The organism is Roseburia rectibacter (genome assembly GCF_014287515.2).
Classification (GTDB): Bacteria; Bacillota; Clostridia; order Lachnospirales; family Lachnospiraceae; genus Roseburia; species Roseburia rectibacter.
The window spans coordinates 2,804,853-2,830,718 of the sequence record NZ_CP092473.1 but is presented as its reverse complement, the minus strand read 5'-3'; the positions used below and the strand labels follow the sequence as shown (position 1 = coordinate 2,830,718).

The 25,866-nt window shown below is 42.6% G+C and carries 21 protein-coding genes; all 21 read left to right on the top strand.

What is annotated here, in order from left to right; translation table 11 throughout:
• The first annotated feature begins 22 nt into the window (after positions 1 to 22).
• The 21 genes from H8S51_RS13185 to H8S51_RS13085 all read left to right on the top strand — a co-directional run bounded on the left by H8S51_RS13185 (position 23) and on the right by H8S51_RS13085 (position 25,768).
• Positions 23 to 397: a GntR family transcriptional regulator gene (locus tag H8S51_RS13185; RefSeq protein ID WP_006859078.1), complete on the top strand. Its 375-nt coding sequence runs from the start codon at positions 23 to 25 to the stop codon at positions 395 to 397.
• Entirely contained in the window at positions 394 to 1,293 is a 900-nt protein-coding gene (locus tag H8S51_RS13180; RefSeq protein WP_117919537.1) for an ABC transporter ATP-binding protein, read from the top strand. Before H8S51_RS13185 ends, H8S51_RS13180 begins: the two co-directional genes overlap by 4 nt.
• Positions 1,268 to 3,199 carry an ABC transporter permease gene (locus H8S51_RS13175; protein ID WP_186899089.1) on the top strand — a complete coding sequence of 644 codons (1,932 nt, stop codon included), beginning with the start codon at positions 1,268 to 1,270 and terminating at the stop codon, positions 3,197 to 3,199. The genes H8S51_RS13180 and H8S51_RS13175 overlap by 26 nt, the downstream gene beginning before the upstream one ends.
• A gap of 145 nt (positions 3,200 to 3,344) precedes the next feature.
• Complete coding sequence (gene der / locus H8S51_RS13170; protein WP_186899090.1) at positions 3,345 to 4,670, top strand: ribosome biogenesis GTPase Der; 1,326 nt, start codon at positions 3,345 to 3,347, stop codon at positions 4,668 to 4,670.
• Positions 4,670 to 5,314, top strand: a complete 645-nt coding sequence (gene plsY / locus H8S51_RS13165; RefSeq protein ID WP_117919542.1) for a glycerol-3-phosphate 1-O-acyltransferase PlsY — start codon at positions 4,670 to 4,672, stop codon at positions 5,312 to 5,314. The genes der and plsY overlap by 1 nt, the downstream gene beginning before the upstream one ends.
• A gap of 11 nt (positions 5,315 to 5,325) precedes the next feature.
• Positions 5,326 to 6,339, top strand: coding sequence for an NAD(P)H-dependent glycerol-3-phosphate dehydrogenase (locus H8S51_RS13160; RefSeq protein ID WP_117919544.1), 1,014 nt, complete (start codon positions 5,326 to 5,328; stop codon positions 6,337 to 6,339).
• A 12-nt stretch (positions 6,340 to 6,351) separates the two neighbouring features.
• Positions 6,352 to 6,792, top strand: a complete 441-nt coding sequence (locus H8S51_RS13155; protein WP_186899091.1) for a dUTP diphosphatase — start codon at positions 6,352 to 6,354, stop codon at positions 6,790 to 6,792.
• Between the two features lie 3 nt (positions 6,793 to 6,795).
• Positions 6,796 to 7,722, top strand: a complete 927-nt coding sequence (locus H8S51_RS13150; protein WP_117919548.1) for a hypothetical protein — start codon at positions 6,796 to 6,798, stop codon at positions 7,720 to 7,722.
• Entirely contained in the window at positions 7,694 to 8,728 is a 1,035-nt protein-coding gene (locus tag H8S51_RS13145) for an SPL family radical SAM protein (protein WP_186899092.1), read from the top strand. Before H8S51_RS13150 ends, H8S51_RS13145 begins: the two co-directional genes overlap by 29 nt.
• A gap of 12 nt (positions 8,729 to 8,740) precedes the next feature.
• The gene (locus H8S51_RS13140) at positions 8,741 to 9,445 is read left to right on the top strand and encodes an SDR family oxidoreductase (protein WP_118209208.1); all 705 of its coding nucleotides are present in this window, start codon (positions 8,741 to 8,743) and stop codon (positions 9,443 to 9,445) included.
• A 246-nt stretch (positions 9,446 to 9,691) separates the two neighbouring features.
• Entirely contained in the window at positions 9,692 to 10,804 is a 1,113-nt protein-coding gene (locus H8S51_RS13135; protein WP_117919554.1) for an ABC transporter ATP-binding protein, read from the top strand.
• A 145-nt stretch (positions 10,805 to 10,949) separates the two neighbouring features.
• A complete protein-coding gene (locus H8S51_RS13130) occupies positions 10,950 to 12,044 on the top strand; it encodes a PucR family transcriptional regulator (protein WP_118209207.1) in 1,095 nt (364 codons plus the stop codon).
• Between the two features lie 69 nt (positions 12,045 to 12,113).
• Positions 12,114 to 14,036 (top strand): DNA gyrase/topoisomerase IV subunit B, encoded by a 1,923-nt coding sequence (locus tag H8S51_RS13125; RefSeq protein ID WP_186899093.1) that lies wholly within the window; start codon positions 12,114 to 12,116, stop codon positions 14,034 to 14,036.
• 64 nt (positions 14,037 to 14,100) lie between these two features.
• Entirely contained in the window at positions 14,101 to 16,350 is a 2,250-nt protein-coding gene (locus tag H8S51_RS13120) for a DNA gyrase/topoisomerase IV subunit A (protein ID WP_118209206.1), read from the top strand.
• Positions 16,347 to 17,147, top strand: coding sequence for a CPBP family intramembrane glutamic endopeptidase (locus H8S51_RS13115; protein WP_118209205.1), 801 nt, complete (start codon positions 16,347 to 16,349; stop codon positions 17,145 to 17,147). The genes H8S51_RS13120 and H8S51_RS13115 overlap by 4 nt, the downstream gene beginning before the upstream one ends.
• Before the next feature lie 166 nt (positions 17,148 to 17,313).
• Positions 17,314 to 17,586, top strand: coding sequence for a PDDEXK nuclease domain-containing protein (locus H8S51_RS13110; protein WP_330414594.1), 273 nt, complete (start codon positions 17,314 to 17,316; stop codon positions 17,584 to 17,586).
• Positions 17,587 to 17,793: 207 nt separating this feature from the next.
• Positions 17,794 to 18,222: a GNAT family N-acetyltransferase gene (locus tag H8S51_RS13105; RefSeq protein ID WP_186899094.1), complete on the top strand. Its 429-nt coding sequence runs from the start codon at positions 17,794 to 17,796 to the stop codon at positions 18,220 to 18,222.
• Positions 18,219 to 19,109 (top strand): hypothetical protein, encoded by an 891-nt coding sequence (locus H8S51_RS13100; protein ID WP_186899095.1) that lies wholly within the window; start codon positions 18,219 to 18,221, stop codon positions 19,107 to 19,109. Before H8S51_RS13105 ends, H8S51_RS13100 begins: the two co-directional genes overlap by 4 nt.
• Before the next feature lie 61 nt (positions 19,110 to 19,170).
• Positions 19,171 to 19,428, top strand: a complete 258-nt coding sequence (locus H8S51_RS13095) for a hypothetical protein (RefSeq protein ID WP_186899179.1) — start codon at positions 19,171 to 19,173, stop codon at positions 19,426 to 19,428.
• 213 nt (positions 19,429 to 19,641) lie between these two features.
• Positions 19,642 to 24,216 carry a glutamate synthase large subunit gene (gene gltB, locus H8S51_RS13090; protein ID WP_186899096.1) on the top strand — a complete coding sequence of 1,525 codons (4,575 nt, stop codon included), beginning with the start codon at positions 19,642 to 19,644 and terminating at the stop codon, positions 24,214 to 24,216.
• Positions 24,217 to 24,274: 58 nt separating this feature from the next.
• The gene (locus H8S51_RS13085) at positions 24,275 to 25,768 is read left to right on the top strand and encodes a glutamate synthase subunit beta (protein WP_186899097.1); all 1,494 of its coding nucleotides are present in this window, start codon (positions 24,275 to 24,277) and stop codon (positions 25,766 to 25,768) included.
• The last annotated feature ends 98 nt before the right edge of the window (positions 25,769 to 25,866 follow it).

Genomic DNA, 25,866 nt, shown 5'->3' with positions numbered 1-25,866 from the left:
AGTACGGACAGGGGGTATCTGATTGATACAGTTAAATTATCGTGATTCCAAACCGATCTATGAACAGATCAAGGATGGACTCAGAAAACTTGTAATATCAAATTCTCTTTCTGCAGATGAAAAACTGCCATCAGTCCGGGAACTTGCGGCAAAGCTTGCCATTAACCCGAACACGATACAGAAAGCCTATCGGGATCTGGAAAGTGAAGGTTATATCTATACGGTCACTGGAAAAGGAACTTTTGTTGCAGAACGAAAAGAAGTATATGATGCGAGAGCGAAAGAGTTATTGACGGAATTTGATGAGATTGTGGAAGAACTATTCTTTTTGTCTGTAAAGGAAAAGGAATTGGTCGAACGTATGGATAATCTGGCAGAAGGGAAGGTGGACCAATGATACAGGTAAGTCATTTGGAAAAGTCCTTTGAGGGATTTCGTGCATTGAAAGGTGTGGATATGCATGTGGAAAAAGGTGCGATATACGGACTGGTCGGACCAAACGGAGCGGGTAAATCAACATTGATCCGCCATATTACAGGGGTATATAAACCGGATGCGGGTGAAGTTTTAATTGCAGGAGAACCTGTATATGAAAATAAAAAAGTAAAAGCAAAATTTTCCTATATTCCGGATGAAATATTTTATTTTATGCAGGCAGACACGATGGAAATGAAACGTTTTTATCAGGGAATTTATCCTGCATTTGATGAAAAACTTTTTTACCGTATGCAGGAGTTTTTCCCGAATATCGACGTAAAAAGAAGTATCAGACGACTGTCGAAAGGAATGCAGAAACAGGTTGCTTTCTGGCTTGCGATCTGTGCAAAACCGGAGTTTATGATCTTAGATGAACCTGTGGACGGACTTGATCCGGTCATGCGCAGACAGATCTGGAGCATTATCATGTCAGAAGTTGCAGAAAATCAGATGACAGTACTGGTATCATCCCACAATTTAAGAGAGCTGGAGGATGTCTGTGACCATGTTGGTATTATGCATCAGGGAAAAATCATGATCGAACGATCCTTAAGTGATCTGCAGGGAAATGTGTCAAAGATCCAGGTCGCATGTCAGAGCGGTGTGCCGAAACTACCGGAAGAATTTGAAGTCCTTCATATGTCTAATACAGGACGTGTATATACACTGATCGTAAAGGGAAATCCGGAAGATGCCAAAAGAGCACTGGCCGAAACAAATCCGCTGATCGTGGATGTGCTTCCACTGACATTGGAAGAAATCTTTATTTACGAGATGGGAGGTGCTGATTATGAAGTCAAAGACATCCTCTTTTAATATGACGATATTTCGAAAGAATCTTACACATTACTGGCCGATCTGGGTGGTATATCTTTGCTATCTGATCATGGTGGTGCCGGTCAGCATCGGATTGATTTATGCGAATGTTGAAAATAATTATATTGGAAATATGCCGTTTGAACATAAACAGTACTATGTTGTTGGTTCCATGCTGTCAGGTGCGGGATCGGTGATACCTGTTTTTGTTGCGGCAGCGGTGGCTGCACTTGCAGTATTTTCCTATTTATATAATCCACGCAATGCAAATATGATACATTCATTGCCGGTGGACAGACGGGAACTTTATATCACAAATTATGTGTCAGGATTTGTGTTTCTGTTTGTCCCGGAGCTGCTCGCTTTTATTGCAGGCGTGTTAGTATGTCTGGCGAATCAGATTAACTGTATACAGTATGTATTTTACTGGTTTATAGATATCGCAGGAATATCATTTTTTGCATATTCGCTTGCAGTATTTGTTGCCATGCTCACCGGAAATATTTTTGCCATGCCATTTTATTACCTTGCGGTCAATTATCTGTGGATCGGCGGTACAAAGATGATACAGAATATTTCGAGTCTGATCTGTTATGGGGTATCAGATACATGGTCATATAATCCGTCGAGTATTTTATCTCCGCTTGACTATCTGTTCCGTAATCTGTCGATGGGCATAGAGTATGATAAAGATTATGTACAGGCAGTCGGTGTTACGATCAGTGGTGGGAAAATTGTAGCGGCTTATGCGGTGGCTGCAGTTGTGATTACGGTTCTTGCATATGTTTTATATAAAAGACATAAGGTTGAGACGGCGGGAGATGTGGTCAGCATTTCCATTCTAAAACCGGTATTCCGCTGGTTGTCCGGTATATGTGGCGGCGGACTGATCGCACTTGCAGTATCGGCATTGTTATTAGAGTATATCAAAATGAATGAGTTTATCTGTCTTTTCATTCTTATGCTTGTTTTTGGCAGTATCTGTTTTCTGGCAGCGGAAATGGTTCTGCAGAAAAGTTTTCGGGTATTGTGCAAAAAAAGAATTATGGAATGGGTTGGCTTTGCAGCAGCAGTCCTGATCCTGTTAGGATGTTTCCGTATCGATGTATTTGGCATTGAGCGCCGTATTCCGGATGCATCTGAGATTGAGGCGGCATTTGTGAATATGGATTATCCGATCTACATTTCAAAAGAACAGATACCTGAGATATTGAAGTTACAACAACAGTGCGTTGATAGTAAGGATGAATATTTATCTGTATATAAAAAAGAAAAAAATTATTATTATACAACATTCCGTTATTATATGAAGGATGGCTCTATGTTTGAGCGGAGATATCCGGTTTCTGTTACCGATACGGCATTAAAAGATAAAAAATCCGTTGCATATAAGCTGGCTGCTTTAGAGGCAGATCAGGATAATCTGATGAAACAGGTTCTGGGCGATGGATATAAGGAAAATGATTATTATTCCGGTTATCTGACTGTTTATAATGGCAGGGGTGAGTCTGATGTATATACGTTTTCAAGGGACGAGAGCAACATTCTCAAAGAAGCCATTGAACAGGATGTAAAAGAGGGCAATTTTGATGCTTATCAGCTTCCTGCGGTTTATAAAGATGAACAGGAAAGCATCTATACCAATTCGCTTTCACTTTCCTATTATGGAAAAGGGAATGGTTACCAGACATGGGATTATTATTATAATTATATGGATTACAGGAATATGAGAAATAATAATGTTATGGTTGGTGATGCATCCGGCAGCTGTTATATTCAGGTTGGCCCAAAGTGTGTGAATACGATAAGAGTGTTAAAAAAGATGGGTGTGATAAATGATACCTGGCATCTGTACAATTATAATGAGCTTGAGGAGATTCAGAAAAATACAGGTGTGGCAGAATAAGTGAATGGGTCATGCTGAAAAGTCCGATGAGGAAAATATCTTTACAAGAACCACAGGATATTGTAAAATCAAAATAGTGTTCAGAGCATGGTTTTAACCGCTCATGAGTGTATGAGATTTGAAGATAAAAGGAGTACAGAAAATTATGAGTAAACCTGTAGTGGCAATCGTAGGTCGCCCGAATGTTGGAAAATCAACGTTGTTTAACGTGCTTGCAGGCGAGCGGATTTCCATCGTAAAAGATACGCCGGGAGTGACCAGAGACAGGATTTATGCAGATGTGACTTGGCTGGATTATCATTTTACCATGATCGATACCGGTGGTATTGAGCCGGACAGTAAAGATATTATTTTATCCCAGATGCGTGAGCAGGCAGAGATTGCAATCGCAACTGCGGATGTGATCATCTTCCTGACAGATGTAAGACAGGGGCTTCAGGATTCAGATGCCAAGGTGGCAGATATGCTGCGCCGTTCGGGAAAGCCGGTCGTTTTAGTTGTCAATAAAGTGGACAGCTTTGAAAAATTCATGCCGGATGTGTATGAGTTTTATAATCTGGGTATCGGGGATCCATATCCAATCTCAGCATCCTCCATGTTAGGTCTTGGAGATATGCTTGATGAGGTGGTTAAAAATTTCCCGGAATATAATAAGGACGAGGCTGAGGATGAGAGACCGAAAGTTGCAATCATCGGAAAACCGAATGTAGGAAAGTCATCCCTGATCAATAAACTTGCACAGGAGGATCGTGTGATCGTATCCGATATCGCAGGAACGACACGTGATGCGATCGATACGGATATCCGTTACAATGGAAAAGAATATGTGTTTATTGACACGGCAGGACTCAGACGCAAGAATAAGATTAAAGAAGAAATAGAGCGATACAGTATCATCCGTGCAGTGACTGCAGTGGAACGTGCTGATGTATGCATCATTGTGATCGATGCGACTGAGGGTGTGACAGAGCAGGATGCAAAGATCGCAGGTATTGCCCATGAAAGAGGAAAAGGCATTATCATTGCAGTCAATAAATGGGATGCCATTGAAAAAGACGATAAGACGATCTACCGCCACACAGAGAAGATCCGTCAGATCTTAAGTTTTATGCCATATGCGGAGATCTTATTTATCTCTGCAAAATCAGGACAGCGTTTAAATAAACTGTTTGATATGATCGATCTTGTCATCGAGAATAACAGCATGCGTATAGCAACCGGTGTATTAAATGAAATTGTTGCAGAGGCAGTGGCAATGCAGCAGCCGCCTTCAGACAAGGGAAAACGTTTAAAGATCTACTATACCACACAGGTTGCAGTAAAACCGCCTACGTTTGTTATTTTTGTCAATGACAAAGAACTGATGCATTTTTCCTATACACGTTATTTAGAAAACCGTATCCGTGATACGTTTGGATTCCGTGGAACAGCGTTAAAATTTATCATTCGTGAGAGGAAGGAAGAACAGTAATGCTTGGGGCAAGAATCATAGCAGTGGCAGTGGGGTATTGTTTTGGATTATTCCAGACAGGATATATTTATGGAGAAAAGCATGGCGTTGATATTCGGACACAGGGAAGCGGCAATGCCGGAACGACGAATACGCTTCGTGTGTTAGGCTGGAAAGCGGGTCTTATCACGTTTCTGGGAGATCTGTTCAAAGCTATTTTTGCTGTGCTCTTGATCCGGTTCATTTTTATTGGAAAATATCCGGATGCGGTCAAAATATTAGAACTTTATGCAGGATTTGGAGCAGTTTTAGGACATAACTTTCCGTTTTATCTGAAGTTTAAGGGCGGAAAGGGAATCGCGTGCACATCCGGTATGATACTTGCCGTATGCCCGCTTGCAGCACCAATCTGTCTGATCCTTTTTATCGGATCGATCGCAATTACAAGATATGTATCGTTAGGTTCGATTCTTGTGGTTACAAGTTATCTGATCCAGGTGCTTATTTTTGGACATATGGGATATCTGCATGTGGATGCTGTATATCTGCCGGAGTTTTACATAGTCAGCGCATGTTTTACAGCGATGGCATTATGGAGACACAAAGCCAATATTAAGCGTCTGCTTACTGGAACAGAAAACAAATTTGGAATGAAAAAAAATTAGGAGGAATCGGCATGTCAAAGACAGCGGTTATTGGTGCAGGAAGCTGGGGTACAGCACTTTCTCTGGTATTACATACAAATGGCAATGATGTGACAGTCTGGTCAATCGTGGAGCAGGAGATACAGATGCTCCGTGAAAAACATGAGCATGTGGATAAACTTCCGGGAGTAAAATTGCCGGAAGATATTACGTTTACAACAGATTTAAAAGAAGCGATCGAAGGAAAAGATTATCTGATCCTTGCAGTACCTTCTGTTTTTACAAGAAGCACAGCGAAATCTATGACTCCTTTCGTGAAAAAGGGACAGGTGATCGTCTGTGTGGCAAAAGGGATTGAGGAAGACACGCTTATGACACTTTCTGATATTGTAGAGCAGGAGATTCCTGCCGCAGATGTAGCAGTAATGTGTGGACCAAGCCATGCTGAGGAGGTCGGAATCGGACTTCCTACCACGGTGGTTGCCGGTGCAAGAAAAAAATCTGTGGCTGAGGGTGTGCAGGATATCTTTATGAACGAAGTATTCCGTGTATACACAAGCCCGGATGTCCTTGGAATGGAGCTTGGCGGATCTTTGAAAAATGTGATCGCGCTTGCAGCAGGAATGGCAGATGGACTTGGGTATGGAGACAATACCAAGGCAGCTTTGATCACACGCGGTATTTTTGAAATCAGCAGACTTGCAATTAAGATGGGGGCAAATGCTGAGACGTTAAACGGACTTACCGGCATCGGTGATCTGATTGTAACCTGTGAGAGTAAACATTCAAGAAACCGTAAAGCCGGTATGCTGATGGGACAGGGTTACACGATGAAGCAGGCGATGGATGAAGTAAAGATGGTTGTTGAGGGTGTTTACTCTGCGAAAGCAGCCATTGCGCTTGCAAGAAAATACGAAGTAGATATGCCGATCATTGAGGAGATCAATCATGTTCTGTTTGACGATAAAACGGCAAAAGATGCAGTGCGCGAGCTGATGCTGCGTGACCGCAGGGAAGAACACAGCAGTTTAGAGTGGGCAGAATAGACAGGAGTAAAAATGGAACAGCAGACAATCAGGATTAAATATCATTCAGATGAGATAGAAAAACTTACTTATATTGACGGAAAAAGTGACTGGATCGATCTTCGGTCAGCAGAGCATGTTGTATTAAAAAAAGGCGAATTTAAGCTGATAAAACTTGGAGTATCCATGCAGCTTCCGGCAGGATATGAGGCGGTCATCGTACCGAGAAGTTCTACCTATAGGAATTTTGGAATCATTCAGACGAACCATATGGGTGTCGTGGATGAAAGTTATTGCGGAGATGATGATGTGTGGATGATGCCGGCACTTGCAATGCGTGATACAGAGATCAATGTCAATGACCGCATCTGCCAGTTCCGTATCCAGAAACACCAGCCGGTTATTCATTTTGAAGAGACGGATACATTAGGCAATGAAAATCGTGGTGGTATCGGCAGTACCGGAAGAGCGTAAAAGATGATATATATATTTTGTGCCTTGTACCATGAGGCAGAACCATTGATTCGTGAATATGGACTGAAAAAAAAGACAGATGAAACTTGTTTCCCTGTCTTTTTTGATGAGGAAGAAAATATTCTGCTCACAGTAACAGGATGTGGAATGAATGCGGCAGCGGCTGCGGTGATGCGAATCTGCACAAAGAGAACTCCACAACCGGAGGATTTTCTGGTAAATATCGGAACCTGTGCGTGGATATCCTGTGGAGAACATGGAGTATATGTACCCGATGATAGTGGATATCAATCTAAAAAAAAGATATATCTGTGTAAAAAGATTACAGAACATGTGACGGGACGAACGTTTTATCCGGATATTTTGTACAGACATCCTTTTACAGAAGCAGAGATTATAACAGGAGCAGTGGCTTACTGCGTCAAAGACAGGATGAAATTCATAAAAAAATATGAAACATCTGCAAAAAACAGCGTATCAGACAGTTTTTTGTATGATATGGAAGCATCAGCCGTGTATCAGTCCGGGGCATATTTTTTTGGACCGCATCAGATGTCATTCCTGAAAATTGTGACAGATGATGGAAATGTACAGAATATGTCAGCAGAAGTGCTAAGACAAAGTGTTGAAGGTGTAGTTGCAAAAATCAGTCATTATCTGGATGAACTGGTAAAGATTGGTGAAATGAAAAGATCACAGTATGAAAAAAAAGCCAGCGAAGTATCAGAATTTGCGCAGCGGTTAAGCACCGATATGCACTGCTCGGCAGTGATGCGTGCTTCGGTGGAACAGCAGTTAAAATATGCTTCACTTGCGGGGATTGATTATCAGGGGGTTATCAGCGAAATGTATCAGAGCGGGAAATTGCCCTGCAGGGATAAAAGAGAGGGGAAACGCTGTTTTGAAGAACTTGGACGAAAATTATTATAATCCGTTTTTTTCTCATATTTATGTGGAAGAAGAAATAGCAGATCATCCGCGGGTAAAGAAGATCCTCACACGGTTTGAAAATGCAGAAGTTGTATATATCAGACATTATAAAGATATATTCTGCAGACGCAGACAGGATTATGAGGAACAGCACCATGCGCAGAACCTGATCCTGGCGAAAAAGACAGGCAGTCTGATCTATCAGGGCGCCCCGGTGTGCCAGAATTTTGGGAATACCTGGTTTTATTATACTTCCTGCATGATGAACTGTATTTACGATTGTGAATACTGCTACTTAAAAGGAATGTACCCTTCGGCTAATATTGTAATTTTTGTTAATATAGAAGATATTTTTAAAGAACTACATCAGATGCTGTCAGAGCATCCGGTATATCTGTGTGTGTCCTATGATACGGATCTTTTAGCGTTCGATTCCGTGACCGGTTACGTCAGGGAATGGGAACATTTTGTACTGGAAGAAAACAAAAGATCACCGAATCCGCTTAAAATTGAAATCCGCACGAAATCAGCGAATGAAAAATCTTTTGAAAGCCTTATTCCGGATGAAAATATTATTTATGCATTTACATTATCACCACAGCGTGTTACAGAACAGTATGAGCATAATACGCCATCGTTAAAACAGCGTATTTCCTGTGTAACAGGGGCGGTTCAGAAAGGCTTTCCGGTGCGTCTGTGTTTTGATCCGATGATATACTGTCCAGACTGGCAGCAGGAGTATGATGAAATGATAAAACTTGTTGCAAAAGAAGTACCGATGGATCAGATCTTTGATGTCAGTGTCGGTTCTTTCCGTGTATCACAGGATTATTTGAAAAAAATGAGAAAAAGCGAACCTTATTCTGCGGTGGTACAGTTTCCATTTCAGAATGATGGCGGTGTGTATCATTATGGAAAAGAGCTGACAGAACAGATGGAACACTATCTGACCGGTAAACTTCTGCAATATGTGCCGGAAGATAAGATTTTCCGGTGGGAGTCGTGAGAAAGGGATAGTATGATACAGACAGCTATTGTAACAGGCGCTTCATCCGGTATCGGACGCGCTGTCAGTGAAAAATTATGTGCGTTGGGATATGATGTATTTGGTATCGGGCGCAGGTTTGATTCAAAAGTGGAAACAGAACAAAATGTGGGTGTATTCCATCCCATCATCTGTGATCTGACTGATACGGACAAACTGTGTGCCATCGTAAAACAGATCACATCGGAACACACAGTAAAAATCCTTGTCAATAATGCAGGGGCAGCTTACTATGGACTTCATGAAGAACTGAATCCAAAGAAGATACAGGAAATGGTCCGCGTGAACTTAGAAGTACCATTGATCCTTACACAGCAGCTTTTACGGACACTGAAGAAAAATAACGGTTATATCATCAATATATCGTCTGTTACGGCAAAACAGCCAAGTCCGCATGGATGTGCTTATGCTGCAACTAAGGAAGGACTTGCAGCATTTTCTGCAAGTTTATTTGAAGAGGCAAGAAAATATGGGGTTAAAGTGACTGCGATATACCCGGATATGACTGAAACAAATCTGTACCGGAATGCGGATTTTACAGTTGGAGAAGAAAAAGCATCTTATCTCACCCCGAAAGAAGTGGCAGAGGCAGTGGAATATGTGCTAAAGCAGCGGGAGGGAATCGTAATTCCGGAACTTGTATTAAGACCGCAGCTTCACCGAATCCGTAAAAAATGATTATGCCTGATCATAAAATAAACTTTTTATAAAAAAGAAGAACATCTGTATCCGTCAATCTGTACAGTTTTTGATAAAAAAGCCGTCAGTTTGACGAAAAAAGGAAAAAGATGCACAGAGCACTGTGACATCCTACAAGAAAAACAAAAATTCTTTGTGTAGGAGACATATGGCGCTTTTTGCATCTTTTTTGTATAGTATATTTATCAAATAACGAAACACAAATATCAGGAGGTATTTAGACCAATGGCAAGTTTATCATTAAAAAACATTTGCAAAGTTTATCCTAACGGTTTTGAAGCTGTTAAGGATTTCAACCTTGAAGTAGAAGATCAGGAATTCATCATTTTCGTAGGACCATCCGGATGTGGTAAATCTACTACACTTCGTATGATCGCCGGACTTGAGGAAATCTCCTCTGGTGAGTTCTATATCGACGGAAAGCTCATGAACGATGTTGAGCCAAAAGACAGAGATATCGCAATGGTATTCCAGAACTACGCTCTGTATCCTCATATGACAGTTTTTGATAACATGGCATTCGGATTAAAATTAAGAAAAGTTCCGAAGGATGAGATCAAGAGAAAAGTTGAGGAAGCAGCTAAGATCCTTGACCTTGAGAAATTGTTAGATCGTAAGCCAAAGGCTTTATCCGGTGGACAGAGACAGCGTGTTGCTATGGGACGTGCTATCGTTCGTAATCCTAAGGTATTCCTTATGGATGAGCCGTTATCCAACCTGGATGCAAAACTTCGTGTACAGATGCGTTCTGAGATCGCTTCCTTACATAACAGATTAAAAGCAACTATCATCTATGTAACACATGATCAGACCGAGGCTATGACACTTGGTACCAGAATCGTTGTATTAAAAGATGGTGTTATCATGCAGGTTGATTCTCCGCAGAAATTATACAATGAGCCGAATAACTTATTCGTTGCTGGATTCATTGGTTCTCCGCAGATGAACTTCATCGATACAAAATGTAAAGTAGAGGGAGACAAAGTATCTCTTACATTTGATAACACAACAATCGTATTACCACCAGCAAAAGCAAAGAAACTTGCAGATGCAGGATGCAACGGAAAGACTGTTGTTATGGGTATCAGACCAGAGGATATCGGTGATTCCGAGATCGAGATCGAAGCACACAAAGACTGTGCATTCGAGGCTGATGTAACAGGATACGAGTTATTAGGTTCTGAGGTATTATTATACTTCAAAGCAGCAGGCACAAGCATGACTGCAAAAGTTGATTCAAGAACAACAGCACGTATGGGAGATCACATCAAACTTGCTATTGATCCTGAGAAGATTCATGTTTTCGACAAAGAAACAGAATTGACAATTACCAACTAATTCGGTAAAATTAAACAGAACATCATTTAAAATAAAACTGGGTACAGTGATGTACCCAGTTTTTGTTCGTCAGTGAGGCTGAAATTGTAAAGCAGATGATGAATGTAAACCAGACGAAGGGGAGATATCGGAAAGGAAACAGATTATGATTTCAAACCATAAAATACAGACAGCACTTGATGAGATAAAAGATATATCGAGAATTGATCTTGCACTTTATACAGAAAAAGGAAAACCGGTTGCGGCAACCTTTGAGCCGGAGGAGGATTTAGAAGATGCGATCACGTCTTTTGCAGATTCCATGGCAGAGAGCCAGATGCTCTCAGGATATCACTTTTTTAAAGTTATCGTGGATGGCGAGGTGGAATATATTCTGCTGACAAAGTCGCAGGCAGAGGATGCTTATATGGTAGGGCGTTTAGCAGTCTGCCAGATCAGGAATCTTGCGGCGGCATATATGGAACAGTTTGACCGGAACAATTTCATGCAGAATATCCTGCTTGGCAATATGTTAGTCGTAGATATGTATAATAAGGCGCAGAAACTTCATATTGAGCAGGCGGAACGTGTGGTTTATGTGATCGATCTGGAAGATAAAAAAGATTCCACAGCAGTGGAACTTGTAAAAAATCTCTTTGCAACCAAAATGCGCGATTATGTGACAGAAGTGGACGAGCAGAGTATTGTGCTGATCAAAGATGTACGTGACATCAAAAGTGAAGATGAATTACAGAAGTTAGCCGATATGATCGTGGATAATATGCACACGGAGGCGATGGTGCGTGTAAGAGTCGGTTACGGTAATCAGGTGAATAATCTGCCGGATATTGCAAAATCCTATCAGGAGGCAAAGATGGCGCTTGAGGTCGGGAAGATTTTCTATGCGGAAAAGGAGACGATCGCATATCGTTATCTCGGCATCGGACGTCTGATCTACCAGCTTCCAATGAGTCTGTGTGAAATGTTTATTCATGAGGTGTTCGGTGATGAGATACCGGATATCTTTAATGAAGAGACAACAACAACGATACAGAAATTCTTTGAAAACAACCTTAATATATCAGAGACAGCCAGACAGCTTTATGTACACAGAAATACTTTAGTGTATCGTCTGGAGCGGTTAGAAAAGATCATTGGACTTGATATCCGTAAATTTGATGATGCGATGACATTCAAACTTGCACTGATGGTTATTTCACATATGCAGTATGCGAAACGTCAGGATACGGATCAGAGATAGAAATTTGAAGCAGATACAAAGGTTATCTGGTAAATAAGGAATAGATTTAGCAGGAAAGGGAAGAAAGAAATGGCAAAGACAGGCGGCTATGACGAGAGCAGTATTTCTGTTCTTGAAGGGCTTGAGGCGGTAAGAAAAAGACCGGGAATGTATATCGGCAGTGTTTCACGGAAAGGTTTAAATCACCTGATCTACGAGATCGTGGACAATGCGGTGGATGAACATCTTGCGGGAGCCTGCGATACGATTTATGTAACGTTAGAAGCGGATGGTTCCTGTACCGTGGAGGATAATGGACGAGGTGTTCCGGTCGGCATGCATGCAAAGGGAGTTTCGGCTGCCCGTATAGTTTATACGACACTGCATGCAGGAGGAAAGTTTGATGATTCCGCTTATAAGACCAGCGGTGGTCTGCATGGAGTCGGTTCTTCGGTTGTAAATGCATTATCGACACATATGGATGTCTGGATCAGCAGAGATGGCTATATCCATCATGATGGTTATGAGCGTGGTATTCCGGTGGTCGAATTGGAAAACGGGTTACTTCCGACCATTGGAAAAACGAAAAAAACAGGCACAAAAGTCAACTTTCTCCCAGATCCGGAGATTTTTGAAAAGACAAGATTTAAAGAAGATGAAGTAAAGAGCCGTATGCATGAAACAGCATACTTAAATCCGGCACTGACGATCATTTATGAGGATAAACGCGGGCCGGAAGTGGAGCATATCGTATATCATGAGGAGGAAGGAATCATTGGTTTTGTCAAAGATCTGAATAAAAACAATGAGGTACTTCACGATGTGGTCTATTTTAAAGGTGAGCAGGATGGAATCACAGTTGAGGCTGCATTTCAGTATACAAATGAGTTCCATGAGAATATTCTGGGATTCTGTAACAATATTTTTAATGCAGAAGGTGGTACGCATATTACCGGATTTAAAACGGTATTTACAACTGTCATCAATTCCTATGCGAGGGAACTTGGGATTTTAAAAGAAAAGGATTCTAATTTTACCGGAGCAGATGTCCGTAATGGTATGACGGCGATCGTTTCCATCAAACACCCGGATCCACGTTTTGAGGGACAGACCAAGACGAAACTGGACAATCAGGATGCAGCGCGTGTCACGGCAAAAGTGACCGGGGATGAGATACAGCTTTATTTTGACAAAAATTTAGAGGTATTAAAGACCGTGATCTCCTGCGCGGAGAAAGCGGCAAAGATCCGCAAGACCGAGGAGCGTGCGAAGACGAATCTTCTGACAAAACAGAAATTCTCTTTTGATTCCAACGGAAAGCTTGCAAACTGTGAGAGCAGGGACGCGTCGATCTGTGAGATATTTATCGTCGAGGGAGATTCCGCGGGAGGTTCTGCAAAGACGGCGCGTGACCGTAATTTTCAGGCAATTCTGCCGATCCGTGGTAAGATTTTAAATGTTGAGAAAGCAAGTATTGACAAGGTGCTTGCAAATGCAGAGATCAAGACGATGATCAATGCATTTGGATGTGGTTTTTCCGAAGGATACGGCAATGATTTTGACATCACGAAACTGCGCTATGACAAGATCATCATCATGGCAGATGCCGACGTCGATGGAGCACATATTTCCACACTGCTTCTGACACTGTTTTATCGTTTCATGCCGGAATTGATCTATGAGGGACATGTCTATGTGGCAATGCCGCCATTGTACAAAGCGATCCCGTCTAAAGGGGAAGAAGAATACCTTTACGACGATGCGGCATTGGAACGTTACCGCAGGAACCATAAGAGCAATTTTACTCTGCAGCGTTACAAAGGTCTCGGTGAGATGGATGCGGAGCAGCTCTGGGAGACGACATTGAATCCGGAAACGAGGATCTTAAAACGTATTGAGATCGAAGATGGACGTATGGCATCTGATATCACGGAACTTTTGATGGGAAATGATGTGCCGCCGCGCAAGATGTTTATTTACGAACACGCGCAGGACGCAGCACTTGATATCTGACAAGGTGAATGACTGCCGTTCATTTGATAAATGTGGATAGCAGCCGAAAACTTATTATGACAGAATGGAGTATGATATGAATCAGGAAGAACAGATTATCCGCACAGAATACTCGGAACTGATGCAGAAATCTTATATTGATTATGCCATGAGTGTTATCATTGCGCGTGCGCTGCCGGATGTGAGGGACGGCTTGAAGCCGGTGCAGAGAAGAACACTTTACGATATGTATGAACTGGGCATCCGTTACGACAAGCCGTACCGTAAATGTGCGCGTATTGTTGGTGATACGATGGGTAAATATCATCCGCACGGTGACAGCTCTATTTATGATGCACTTGTTGTAATGGCACAGGATTTTAAAAAAGGTCTGCCGCTTGTGGACGGGCATGGTAATTTTGGTTCTATCGAAGGTGATGGTGCCGCTGCAATGCGTTATACCGAGGCACGTTTACAGAAGATCACACAGGAAGCATATCTGGCAGATTTAGACAAAGATGTAGTAAATTTTGTCCCGAACTTTGATGAGACAGAAAAAGAACCGGAAGTACTTCCTGTAAAAGTGCCAAATCTGCTTTTGAATGGAGCAGAGGGAATCGCTGTCGGTATGACGACAAGCATTCCGCCACATAATTTTGGCGAGGTCATTGACGGTGTGATCGCATATATGAAAGATCCGGATATCAACACAGAGCAGATGATGCAGTATATACCGGGACCGGATTTCCCAACAGGCGGTATCGTTGCAAATAAGGACGAGCTGATGGCTGTCTATTCAACTGGTATGGGCAAGATCAAGATCCGTGGCAAGGTAGAAGTGGAAAAGGGAAAAGGCGGAAAAGACCGTCTTGTCATCACCGAGATTCCATATACCATGATCGGTGCGAATATCGGAAAGTTTTTAAATGATATCTATAATCTGGTTGAGACAAAGAAAACTTCTGATATCGTTGATATTACAAACCAGTCTTCGAAAGAAGGAATCCGTATTGTTCTGGAATTAAAAAAAGGTGCGGATATCGAGAATTTAAAGAATCTTCTCTATAAGAAAACGAAACTGGAAGATACATTTGGCGTCAATATGTTAGCAGTAGCGGATGGCAAACCGGAAACCATGGGAATCGTTCCGATCATCCGTCACCATGTGAATTTCCAGTATGAACTTGCAACACGCAAGTATCAGACACTTCTTGCAAAAGAACGTGATAAAAAGGAGATTCAGGAAGGTCTTATCAAGGCAACCGATGTCATTGATCTGATCATTGAGATCCTGCGTGGAAGTAAAAATGTAAAGGATGCAAGAGCATGTCTGACGGATGGCATCACGGATAACATCAATTTCAAATCCGAACAGTCGAAGCGTGAGGCGGCAAAACTCCGTTTTACAGAAAGACAGACTACAGCGATCCTCGAGATGCGCCTGCAGAAATTGATCGGACTTGAACTGGAAGCACTTTTAAAAGACCATGACGAGACGCTGAAAAATATTGCAAAATATGAGGATATTTTAGGCAGCCGTGCAGCTATGGCAAAAGTTATCATCAAAGAGTTAGAGAATTTTAAGAAAGAGTATGAAAAACCAAGAAAAACGGTGATCGATAACCTGGAGGAAGCGGTTGTTGAAGAGAAGAAGATCGAGGAAATGGATGTTGTATTCCTGATGGATCGTTTTGGATATGCAAAAACTGTGGATGTTGCAACTTATGAGAGAAATAAAGAGGCAGCGAATACGGAAAACCGCTATATCTTAACCTGCAAAAATACGGATAAAATCTGCATTTTTACAAATAAGGGACAGATGCATCTGTTAAAGGTATTAGATCTTCCTTATGGTAAATTCCGTGACAAGGGAACGCCGATCGATAACTTAAGTAATTATAACAGCAGCGAGGAAAATTTTGTCTATATCACGAATCTTGCTGCAATCAGCCGGTCACAGGTTCTTTTTGGAACAAAATCTGCAATGTTAAAAGTTGTGGATGGAAGTGAATTTGATGTAGCAAAACGTACCACAGCCGCGACAAAGTTAAACGAAGGTGATGAGCTGATCTTTGTACAGGCGCTTACACTGGAAGAAACACTTGTGATGCAGTCTGAAAAAGACTTTTTCCTCAGAATTGATATTTCAAGTATCCCGGAAAAGAAAAAGGGAGCGGTCGGAGTGCGTGGCATGAAATTAGGTGCAGGCGATGCACTTACTGCCATTTATCTGCTGAATGCAGAAGATTCGGTCAATGTTGAGGTAAAAGGCAAAGAGGTAGCATTAAACCGCCTGCGTACTGCAGGACGTGACACGAAGGGAACCAAACGATGAAACAGACAAAAGGTTACCAGATCTGGCAGATCCTTTATCCGATCGGACTTTATTATGTAGTATCGAGTCTCTGCTATTTTGCACTGGAGATGCTTCTTGGTACTGCGAATGAGACGTATATGCTGCGTCAGCTTGTATGTGCGGCGGTTACGATCCCGGTTATATTAAAATTTTATATGGCAGACCAGAACGTACGTGATACCGTTTATGGAAAAAGAAAGTTTAATATGGGCAGGGAACAGTTTATAAATATTGCAGTGACGGTTGTATCTGTAGCTGCACTTGGAATTGCAGTCAACAATATTATTGCAATGACACCGCTCATCCAGGCATCTGAAGGGTTCCAGACTGCAAATCAGGCATTTTTTGCGGGAACAGCAGTTTACGAGTTCCTTGGTTCTTGTCTTCTGATCCCGATTGCAGAAGAATTATTGTTCCGTGGAGTGGTTTATCAGAGATTAAAACTTATGATTGGTGTGTATCCTGCAGTCATTTGTTCTGCACTGATCTTTGGACTGGTGCATGTGAATCTGGTACAGTTTTTATATGCGGCAGTGTTAGGATGTCTGCTGGCGTTTTTGTATGAAAAGACAGGATTTTTCTATGTACCGGTATTAGGACATATCGCAGCGAATACCGTGGCAGTTGTGCGTGCAGAGACGGGATGGCTGTCCTTTGGCTATGCGGCGGATGCGAAAGGGATTGGCTTTACGGCGGGGATGCTTGTTGTGGCTGGTGTTGTAATCGTTGGATTCTGGAGGTGGAAGAAGAATGTGGGATTTGATGAGAGAGACTGAAGAAAAAGTGCGCGGATATTTACTAATATGGAAAAGGAAGCTATCAACTCCGGGTGGTCGATACGGGAATTAAAGTGGCAGATTTCCACGTCTCTCTATGAAAGGCTGTTATTATCAGAGGGAAAAACAAACAAAAAAACAGTGCTTGCTCTCGCAGAAAAAGGAATTGAAAACTACCAAACTGACACCAGAAGCTGCTGGACAGCTCAATATGTATCTGAATTATTATGCCGCAGAAATAAATGACGAACATGATAATCCACCGATTGGCATTATTCTTTGTACGGACAAGGACAGTATAGCAGCAGAATATGCACTAGGCGGTCTGTCTAATAATATTTTTGCTTCGTGCTATGTTTCCTATATTCCCGATAAGGAGCAGTTGATCGCACAGGTGGAGGCGGTTTTGAATGAGTGGCATAAACAGGAAAATAAATAGTAAGAGAAAAAAATGGGACACGGACGCTAAATGAGCAGCCAATGAGTCCCATTTTTTGCTAGAAAAACATATGATGAAGAAGAGGTTGAACAACTGATACAGATCAATGTTTCATATGTAAATGATTCTGAAAATTAACTTTTTGTGAGAGCGGATAAAAAGATATCTGTGCAGTGCGTAAAGACAAAAGTAAATAGGGAGTAAGCTATGATAAGAAAAATGGAAGAAAAGGATATATCTGCTGTTATGCAGATATGGCTTGAGACAAACATCAAAGCGCATAACTTTATCACAAAGGCATATTGGACCAGCAAGTATGAAATGGTAAAACAAATTCTGCCGGAAGCAGAAGTATATGTATATGAAGAGGGAAAAAATGGTCAGATAGATGGTTTTATCGGAATAAATGATTGCTATATCGAGGGATTGTTTGTGAAAGAATCTGCACAATCGATGGGAATTGGAAAATATCTGCTGGATTATGTAAAAAGCAGAAAAACCGAATTGCGTTTATGTGTATACGAAAAGAATGTGCATGCAATTTACTTTTATCAGAGGGAGAATTTCCTGATTCAGGCGGAAGAAACAGATGAAGATACAAACGAAAAAGAGTATGTTATGAGGTGGGGAAAATGAAAAATAAATTAGTCATGGCGATGATTACTGTTGTATTTGCAAGTGAGTGTTTTGCTGGATGCAGTAAAAAAACAATAGAAAATTCTGCTGCTTCAAACACGTCAGTATTGGAAGAAAATGAGAAAGAAGCAGAAGACGCGAAGAAAACAGAAAATGCTCCTGATGCACAGACAGAAAAATATGTCGTGGAGAATCAGGAATATGTCTATTCCACATACAGCGATATCGGTCAGTTAGGGGAAGAGGGAAACTATTATAATTCAGATTATCCGGGGAAGGATGCCTATGAGGTGCCTGTATTTGAAACGACTGCAGACATCACACACGATGGAATCGCAGATCTGGTTTCAGTAGTCGGATATGGCGGTGAGCCGGATGCAACAGTAGATGATGTTGTAAGTAACAGTTCATATGGATGTTATGTGAAAGTCTATCGCGGAACAAAAGATAGAGAATATGAACGTTATCCGAGATTTATCAGCAGAAACTTTCACCTGTCGCATGCAGGAAATGGAACGATATGTCTTTCAAAAAAGGACAACCTGGACTATCTTTTGATAAGCACAACCTATGAAATGCAAGGGACTGCCCAATATGATTTCGCAGCCTTTTATGTGGATGATGAAAAGGGAATTGTGATCGATGACACCTATGGTGTTGAATTTGCAGTTGACAAGGACGAACATCCGGACTGGAACGAATGTACACACAGGGAAGACGTTGTCCCGCTTTTGCAGGAAAAAATGACACACTACCTGAAAGATTCTATGCTTCTTCTGTCACTTGACATTGATAATGGTGCCCTGTACAGTTGTGAGGAAAAAACACTGGAGGGAAACGTCCAGAAAAACAAAAACAAAACAGGAGAAACGAAACAGGAAACATGATGCATGCTCAGAAACTGGATATCCGTCTGACGTTTATCCGGATCATTTTGCCGGAAGTTATGTGGGCAGATTCCTGTTTCTGCTGCTTGCGATCGTTCTGACCGGAGTGGGGACTGCGATGTCACTGAACATGCGGCTGATCCCGAATCCGGGAGATGGAATTGTGCAGGCAATCGCGGATACGATACATAAGAGCGTAGGATTTACCAAAAACAGAAAAAATACACAGATGCAATTTAGACACAATTTAATAAAACTGGTAAAAATGCGAAGATGCAGAAAAATTAATGAAATTTTTTTGCATCTTCTTTTTATGTAATTGTTTGTATAAATATGATTTGAAACAAAAATAAAATAAAAAGACAGATAACTATATATAATAATGCGTAATTGACATATTATCAGACAATAGAGTAAAAAAACTGGTAGACAAACGGATCTGAAAGTTGTATATTAATACATAACAAATCCAGCAAAAGACAACTGTTTTTCTGACAAAGACAGACGAGCAGATGGAGAAAGGAAGTTGAAGATGAAAGAGCAGAAATTAGACCGTTTTTCTGTAACAGGCAGCTACAAGAAGGAAACCGGAATGTATGATCCGAGATTTGAGCATGATAACTGCGGTATCGGTGCTGTTGTCAATATCAAAGGTATCAAGACACATGCAACGGTAGAGAATGCATTAAAGATCGTAGAAAACTTGAAACACAGGGCAGGTAAAGATGCAGAGGGCAAGACAGGTGACGGTGTTGGTATTCTGCTTCAGGTATCACATAAGTTTTTCTCGAAAGTGACAAAACCACTTGGCATCGAGCTTGGAGATGAGAGAGATTACGGTGTCGGCATGTTTTTCTTCCCACAGGATGAATTAAAACGCAATCAGGCGAAGAAAATGTTTGAAGTCATTGTCAACAAGGAAGGAATGGAGTTCTTAGGATGGAGAGAAGTTCCGACCGATCCGACCAAACTCGGACAGAAAGCAGTTGACTGTATGCCATATATCATGCAGGGCTTTGTCAAACGTCCGGCAGAGGTGGCAAAGGGACTTGACTTTGACCGTAAACTTTATGTTGCAAGACGTGTTTTCGAACAGTCTAACGATGATACGTATGTGGTTTCTTTGTCCAGCAGAACCATCGTATACAAAGGAATGTTTTTGGTAGAGCAGCTTCGTTTATTTTTTGCTGACTTACAGGATAAAGATTACGAATCAGCGATTGCAACGGTTCATTCCCGTTTCTCCACGAACACGAATCCGAGCTGGGAGAGAGCACATCCAAACCGTTTTATCGTACATAACGGTGAGATCAATACCATCAAGGGTAATGCGGACAAGATGCTTGCACGTGAGGAGACAATGGAATCCGAACACTTAAAGGGAGAACTTCAGAAGGTACTGCCGGTTATCAATTCCGAGGGTTCTGATTCCGCAATGCTTGATAATACCTTGGAGTTTCTGGTTATGAGCGGTATGGATCTTCCACTTGCAGTCATGATCATGATCCCGGAACCATGGGCAAACAACCGTATCATGTCACAGAAGAAAAAAGATTTTTATCAGTATTACGCAACGATGATGGAGCCATGGGACGGACCTGCATCTATTCTGTTTTCCGATGGTGATATGATGGGAGCGGTACTTGACCGCAACGGACTGCGTCCATCCCGTTACTACATTACCGATGATGATTATCTGATCCTTTCCTCTGAGGTCGGCGTACTTGATATCGATCCGACAAAGATTCTTGTAAAAGAGCGCTTACGTCCTGGTAAAATGCTTTTAGTTGATACAGTTGCAGGCCGTGTGATCGACGATGATGAATTGAAAGAAACTTATGCAAACAAGCAGCCATATGGTGAATGGCTTGACCGCAACCTCTTAAAACTGGAAGATTTAAAGATTCCGAACGAGCGTGTGCCGGAATATACCAAGGAAGAACGCCAGAGAATGCAAAAAGCATTCGGTTATACTTTCGAGTCCCTGCGTGAAGCAATCCTTCCGATGGCAAAGAACGGCGGCGAGGGTACATCTGCCATGGGTATTGATACACCGCTTGCTGCACTTGCGAGTGACCATCAGCCGTTATTTAACTATTTCAAACAACTGTTCGCACAGGTAACAAACCCGCCAATCGATTCGATCCGTGAGAAAGTTGTAACATCCACAACAGTTTATATCGGTGAGGACGGTAACCTCTTAGAGGAAAAGGCAGAGAACTGTCAGGTGTTAAAGGTTAATAACCCGATCCTGACAAACACAGACCTGATGAAGATCAAAGCTATGAAGGTGCCGGGATTTAAGGTAGAAGTGATTCCGATCATTTATTATAAAAACACAAGCCTTGAAAAAGCGATCGACCGTCTGTTTGTGGAGGCAGACCGTGCATACAGAGATGGTGCAAATATCCTCATCCTTTCCGACCGTGGAATTGATGAGAACCATGTACCGATCCCATCACTGCTCGCCGTATCTGCCTTACAGCAGCATCTGGTAAGAACGAAAAAGAGAACATCCGTTGCGATGATCTTAGAGTCCGGTGAACCGAGAGAGGTACATCATTTTGCAACACTGCTTGGCTATGGTGCCTGCGCAATCAACCCATATCTGGTACAGGATACAGTAAAACAGCTTGTAGACGAGCATATGCTTGACAAAGATTACTATGCAGCAGTACAGGATTATAACAATGCAATCTTAAACGGCATCGTAAAGATCGCATCCAAGATGGGTATTTCCACGATCCAGTCTTACGAAGGTTCTAAGATCTTCGAGGCGATCGGTATCGATAAAAATGTCATTGACAAATATTTTACCAACACAGTCAGCCGTATTGGCGGTATCACATTAAAAGATATCGAAAACGATGTCAATGAGCTTCACTCCGCAGCCTATGATCCGCTCGGACTTGAATCCGATCTGACCTTAGAGAGCCGCGGACGTCATAAGATGAGAAGCGGGGCAGATCCACACCTTTATAACCCGGCAACGATCCATCTGTTACAGGAAGCAACCAGACGTGGCGATTATGAGTTATTTAAACAGTATACAGATTTAGTAAATAAGGAAGAAAGAGAGATCACACTGCGTGGACTGATGGATTTCAATTATCCGAAAAAGGGCGTGCCGCTTGAAGAAGTCGAGAGTGTGGAATCTATTGTTCAGAGATTTAAAACAGGTGCTATGTCCTATGGTTCTATTTCACAGGAAGCGCATGAGACACTTGCGATCGCAATGAACCGTCTGCACGGTAAATCCAACTCCGGTGAAGGTGGTGAGGATGCAGAACGTATCGCAAGTAAAAACAGCAGTGTGAACCGTTGTTCTGCGATCAAACAGGTCGCATCCGGACGTTTTGGTGTTACCAGCCAGTACTTAGTCAGTGCACAGGAAATCCAGATCAAAATGGCACAGGGCGCTAAACCTGGTGAAGGCGGACATCTTCCGGGCAAAAAAGTTTATCCGTGGATCGCAAAAACAAGACTTTCCACACCGGGTGTGGCTCTTATTTCCCCGCCGCCACATCACGATATCTACTCCATCGAGGATCTTGAACAGTTGATCTTTGACTTAAAGAACTCGAACCGTGATGCGAGAATCACAGTAAAACTGGTATCTGAGGCAGGTGTGGGTACCGTTGCAGCTGGTGTTGCAAAAGCTGGTGCACAGGTTGTACTGATCTCTGGTTATGACGGTGGTACCGGTGCAGCTCCGGCAAGCTCTATCCACAATGCAGGTCTTCCTTGGGAGCTTGGACTTTCTGAGACACACCAGACGCTGATCATGAATGGACTTAGAAACAAAGTCCGCATTGAAACAGATGGGAAACTGATGAGCGGACGTGACGTTGCAATCGCAGCACTGCTCGGCGCAGAAGAATATGGTTTTGCGACCGCACCGCTTGTAACTTTAGGCTGTGTCATGATGCGTGTATGTAACTTGGATACCTGTCCGGCAGGTATTGCAACACAGAACCCGGAACTCCGCAAACGTTTTGCAGGAAAACCGGAGTATGTTGAGAACTTCATGCGTTTTATCGCGGCAGAGCTGAGAGAGTACATGGCAAAACTTGGCTGTAAGACGATCGATGAGATGGTCGGCAGAAGCGATCTGTTAAAGGTTCGTGATGATTTAAGCGGCAGGGAGAAAGAGATCGATCTTTCCAAGATCTTAAACAACCCGTTTGCAGACCAGAAAAAGAAAGTCATCTTTGATCCGAAACAGGTTTATGATTTCGAGTTGGAAAAATCAAAAGATATCACGGTGCTCTTAAAACAGTTAGGACCGGCACTTGAAAAACAGCAGAGCAGAAGCATTGACGTGGAAGTGACCAACACCGATCGTTCCTTCGGTACGATCTTCGGTTCCGAGATCACCAAGAAATACGGCGGCGAGGGACTCCCGGAAGATACCTTTATCGTAAAATGCAGCGGCGCAGGCGGACAGAGTTTCGGCGCATTTATCCCGAAAGGACTGACCTTAGAGTTAGTCGGAGATTCCAATGACTACTTTGGAAAAGGACTTTCCGGTGGAAAACTGGTTGTCTATGCTCCGGCAGGCGTGAAATACAAAAAAGATGAGAACATCATCATCGGTAACGTTGCCCTCTATGGTGCAACCAGCGGAAAAGCATTTATCAGCGGTGTCGCAGGCGAGCGTTTCTGTGTCCGCAACTCCGGTGCATCCGCAGTTGTTGAGGGAGTCGGCGACCATGGATGTGAATACATGACCGGCGGTCGTGTCGTAGTCCTCGGTAAGACTGGAAAGAACTTTGCAGCAGGTATGAGCGGCGGTATCGCATATGTGCTCGACGAGGACAACGATCTGTATACAAGAATGAACAAAGAAATGGTATTTTCCGAAGAAATATCCAATAAATATGATGTTATGGAATTAAAGGATATGATCAAAGAGCATGTGGCATTGACCAATTCCGAGAAAGGAAAAGCAATCCTTGACAATTTCAGCGAATATCTGCCGAAATTCAAAAAGGTCATTCCATACGATTATAACCGGATGCTGATGGCGATCGTTCAGATGGAGGAGAAAGGTTTATCCTCGGAACAGGCGCAGATCGAAGCATTTTATGCAAACACGAGAGGTTAAATAAGCAAGATGTTCCTGCGGCAAGTGCCGCAGGGCATCACGATGGAGGATATGAGCAATGGGAAAACCAACTGGATTTATAGATTACGAGAGAGAAGATGCGAAAGCGATCGAGCCGAAGGAGCGCATCAAAAATTTTAAGGAATTTCATATTCCACTTTCCATGGAAAAACAGCAGGTTCAGGGCGCAAGATGCATGAACTGCGGTGTGCCGTTCTGCCAGTCCGGTATGACCATCATGGGAATGACAAGCGGATGTCCGCTGCACAATCTGGTACCGGAGTGGAATGATCTTGTCTATACCGGAAACTGGGAACAGGCATATAACCGTTTAAAGAAAACCAACAACTTCCCGGAATTTACATCGCGCGTGTGCCCGGCACTCTGTGAGGCGGCCTGCACCTGCGGTCACTGGGAAGATCCGGTCACCTGTAAGGCAAACGAGCACGGCATTATTGAAAATGCTTATGAAAAGGGATATGCAGCAGCAAAACCGCCGAGAGTGCGTACCGGAAAGAAAGTTGCAATCATCGGTTCCGGTCCTGCAGGACTTGCCGCAGCAGACCAGTTAAATAAGCGTGGGCATCAGGTGACGGTGTTTGAACGTGACGACCGTGTCGGCGGACTTTTGATGTATGGTATCCCGAACATGAAACTGGAAAAATGGGTGATCGACCGTAAAGTGGATATCATGAAAGAAGAAGGTGTGGAATTTATCACAGGAGTCAACGTGGGCAAAGACGTAAAAGCTGCCAAGCTGTTAAAGGATTATGACCGCGTGATCTTAGCCTGCGGTGCAAAAAATCCGCGAGACATTAAGGCACCGGGACGTGATGCAAAGGGCATTTACTTTGCAGTGGATTTCTTAAAGGCAACCACAAAGAGTCTTTTAGATTCCGACCTGAAAGATAACAATTATATTTCTGCAAAGGGCAAAAAAGTGGTCATCATCGGTGGCGGTGATACCGGAAACGACTGTGTCGGAACATCCATCCGCCATGGCTGCGCGAGCGTGACACAGCTTGAGATGATGCCGAAAGCACCGGATACCAGAGCAGAGAACAACCCGTGGCCGGAGTGGCCGAAAGTCTGCAAGACAGACTACGGTCAGGAGGAAGCAATTGCTGTATTCGGGCATGATCCGCGTATCTACCAGACGACAGTCAAAGAGTTCTTAAAAGATAAAAATGGCAACTTAAATGGTATTATTACCGTGAAGTTAGAGAGTAAAAAAGATGAAAAGACCGGACGTATGATGATGACAGAGGTACCGGGGTCTGAGACGAAACTTGATGCAGATCTGGTTCTGATCGCAGCAGGATTCCTTGGAACCGAAAAATATGTTGCGGATGCGTTTGGCGTTGAACTGAATGCAAGAACAAATGTATCAACGGCAGAGGGGGCATATGCGACCAGTGTGAAAAATGTATTTGCAGCAGGCGATGTGCACAGAGGACAGTCTCTTGTTGTGTGGGCAATCCGTGAAGGACGTGAGGTTGCACATGCGGTGGATGAGAGCCTGATGGGATATTCTTACCTGTCGGTACAATAGGGAAAAATAAGAATTGTTGATGGAAATAATATAATAAAAGACCGGAGTGACATGATTTGGGACACTATATGAAATCATGCGGCTCCGGTCTTTTTCAA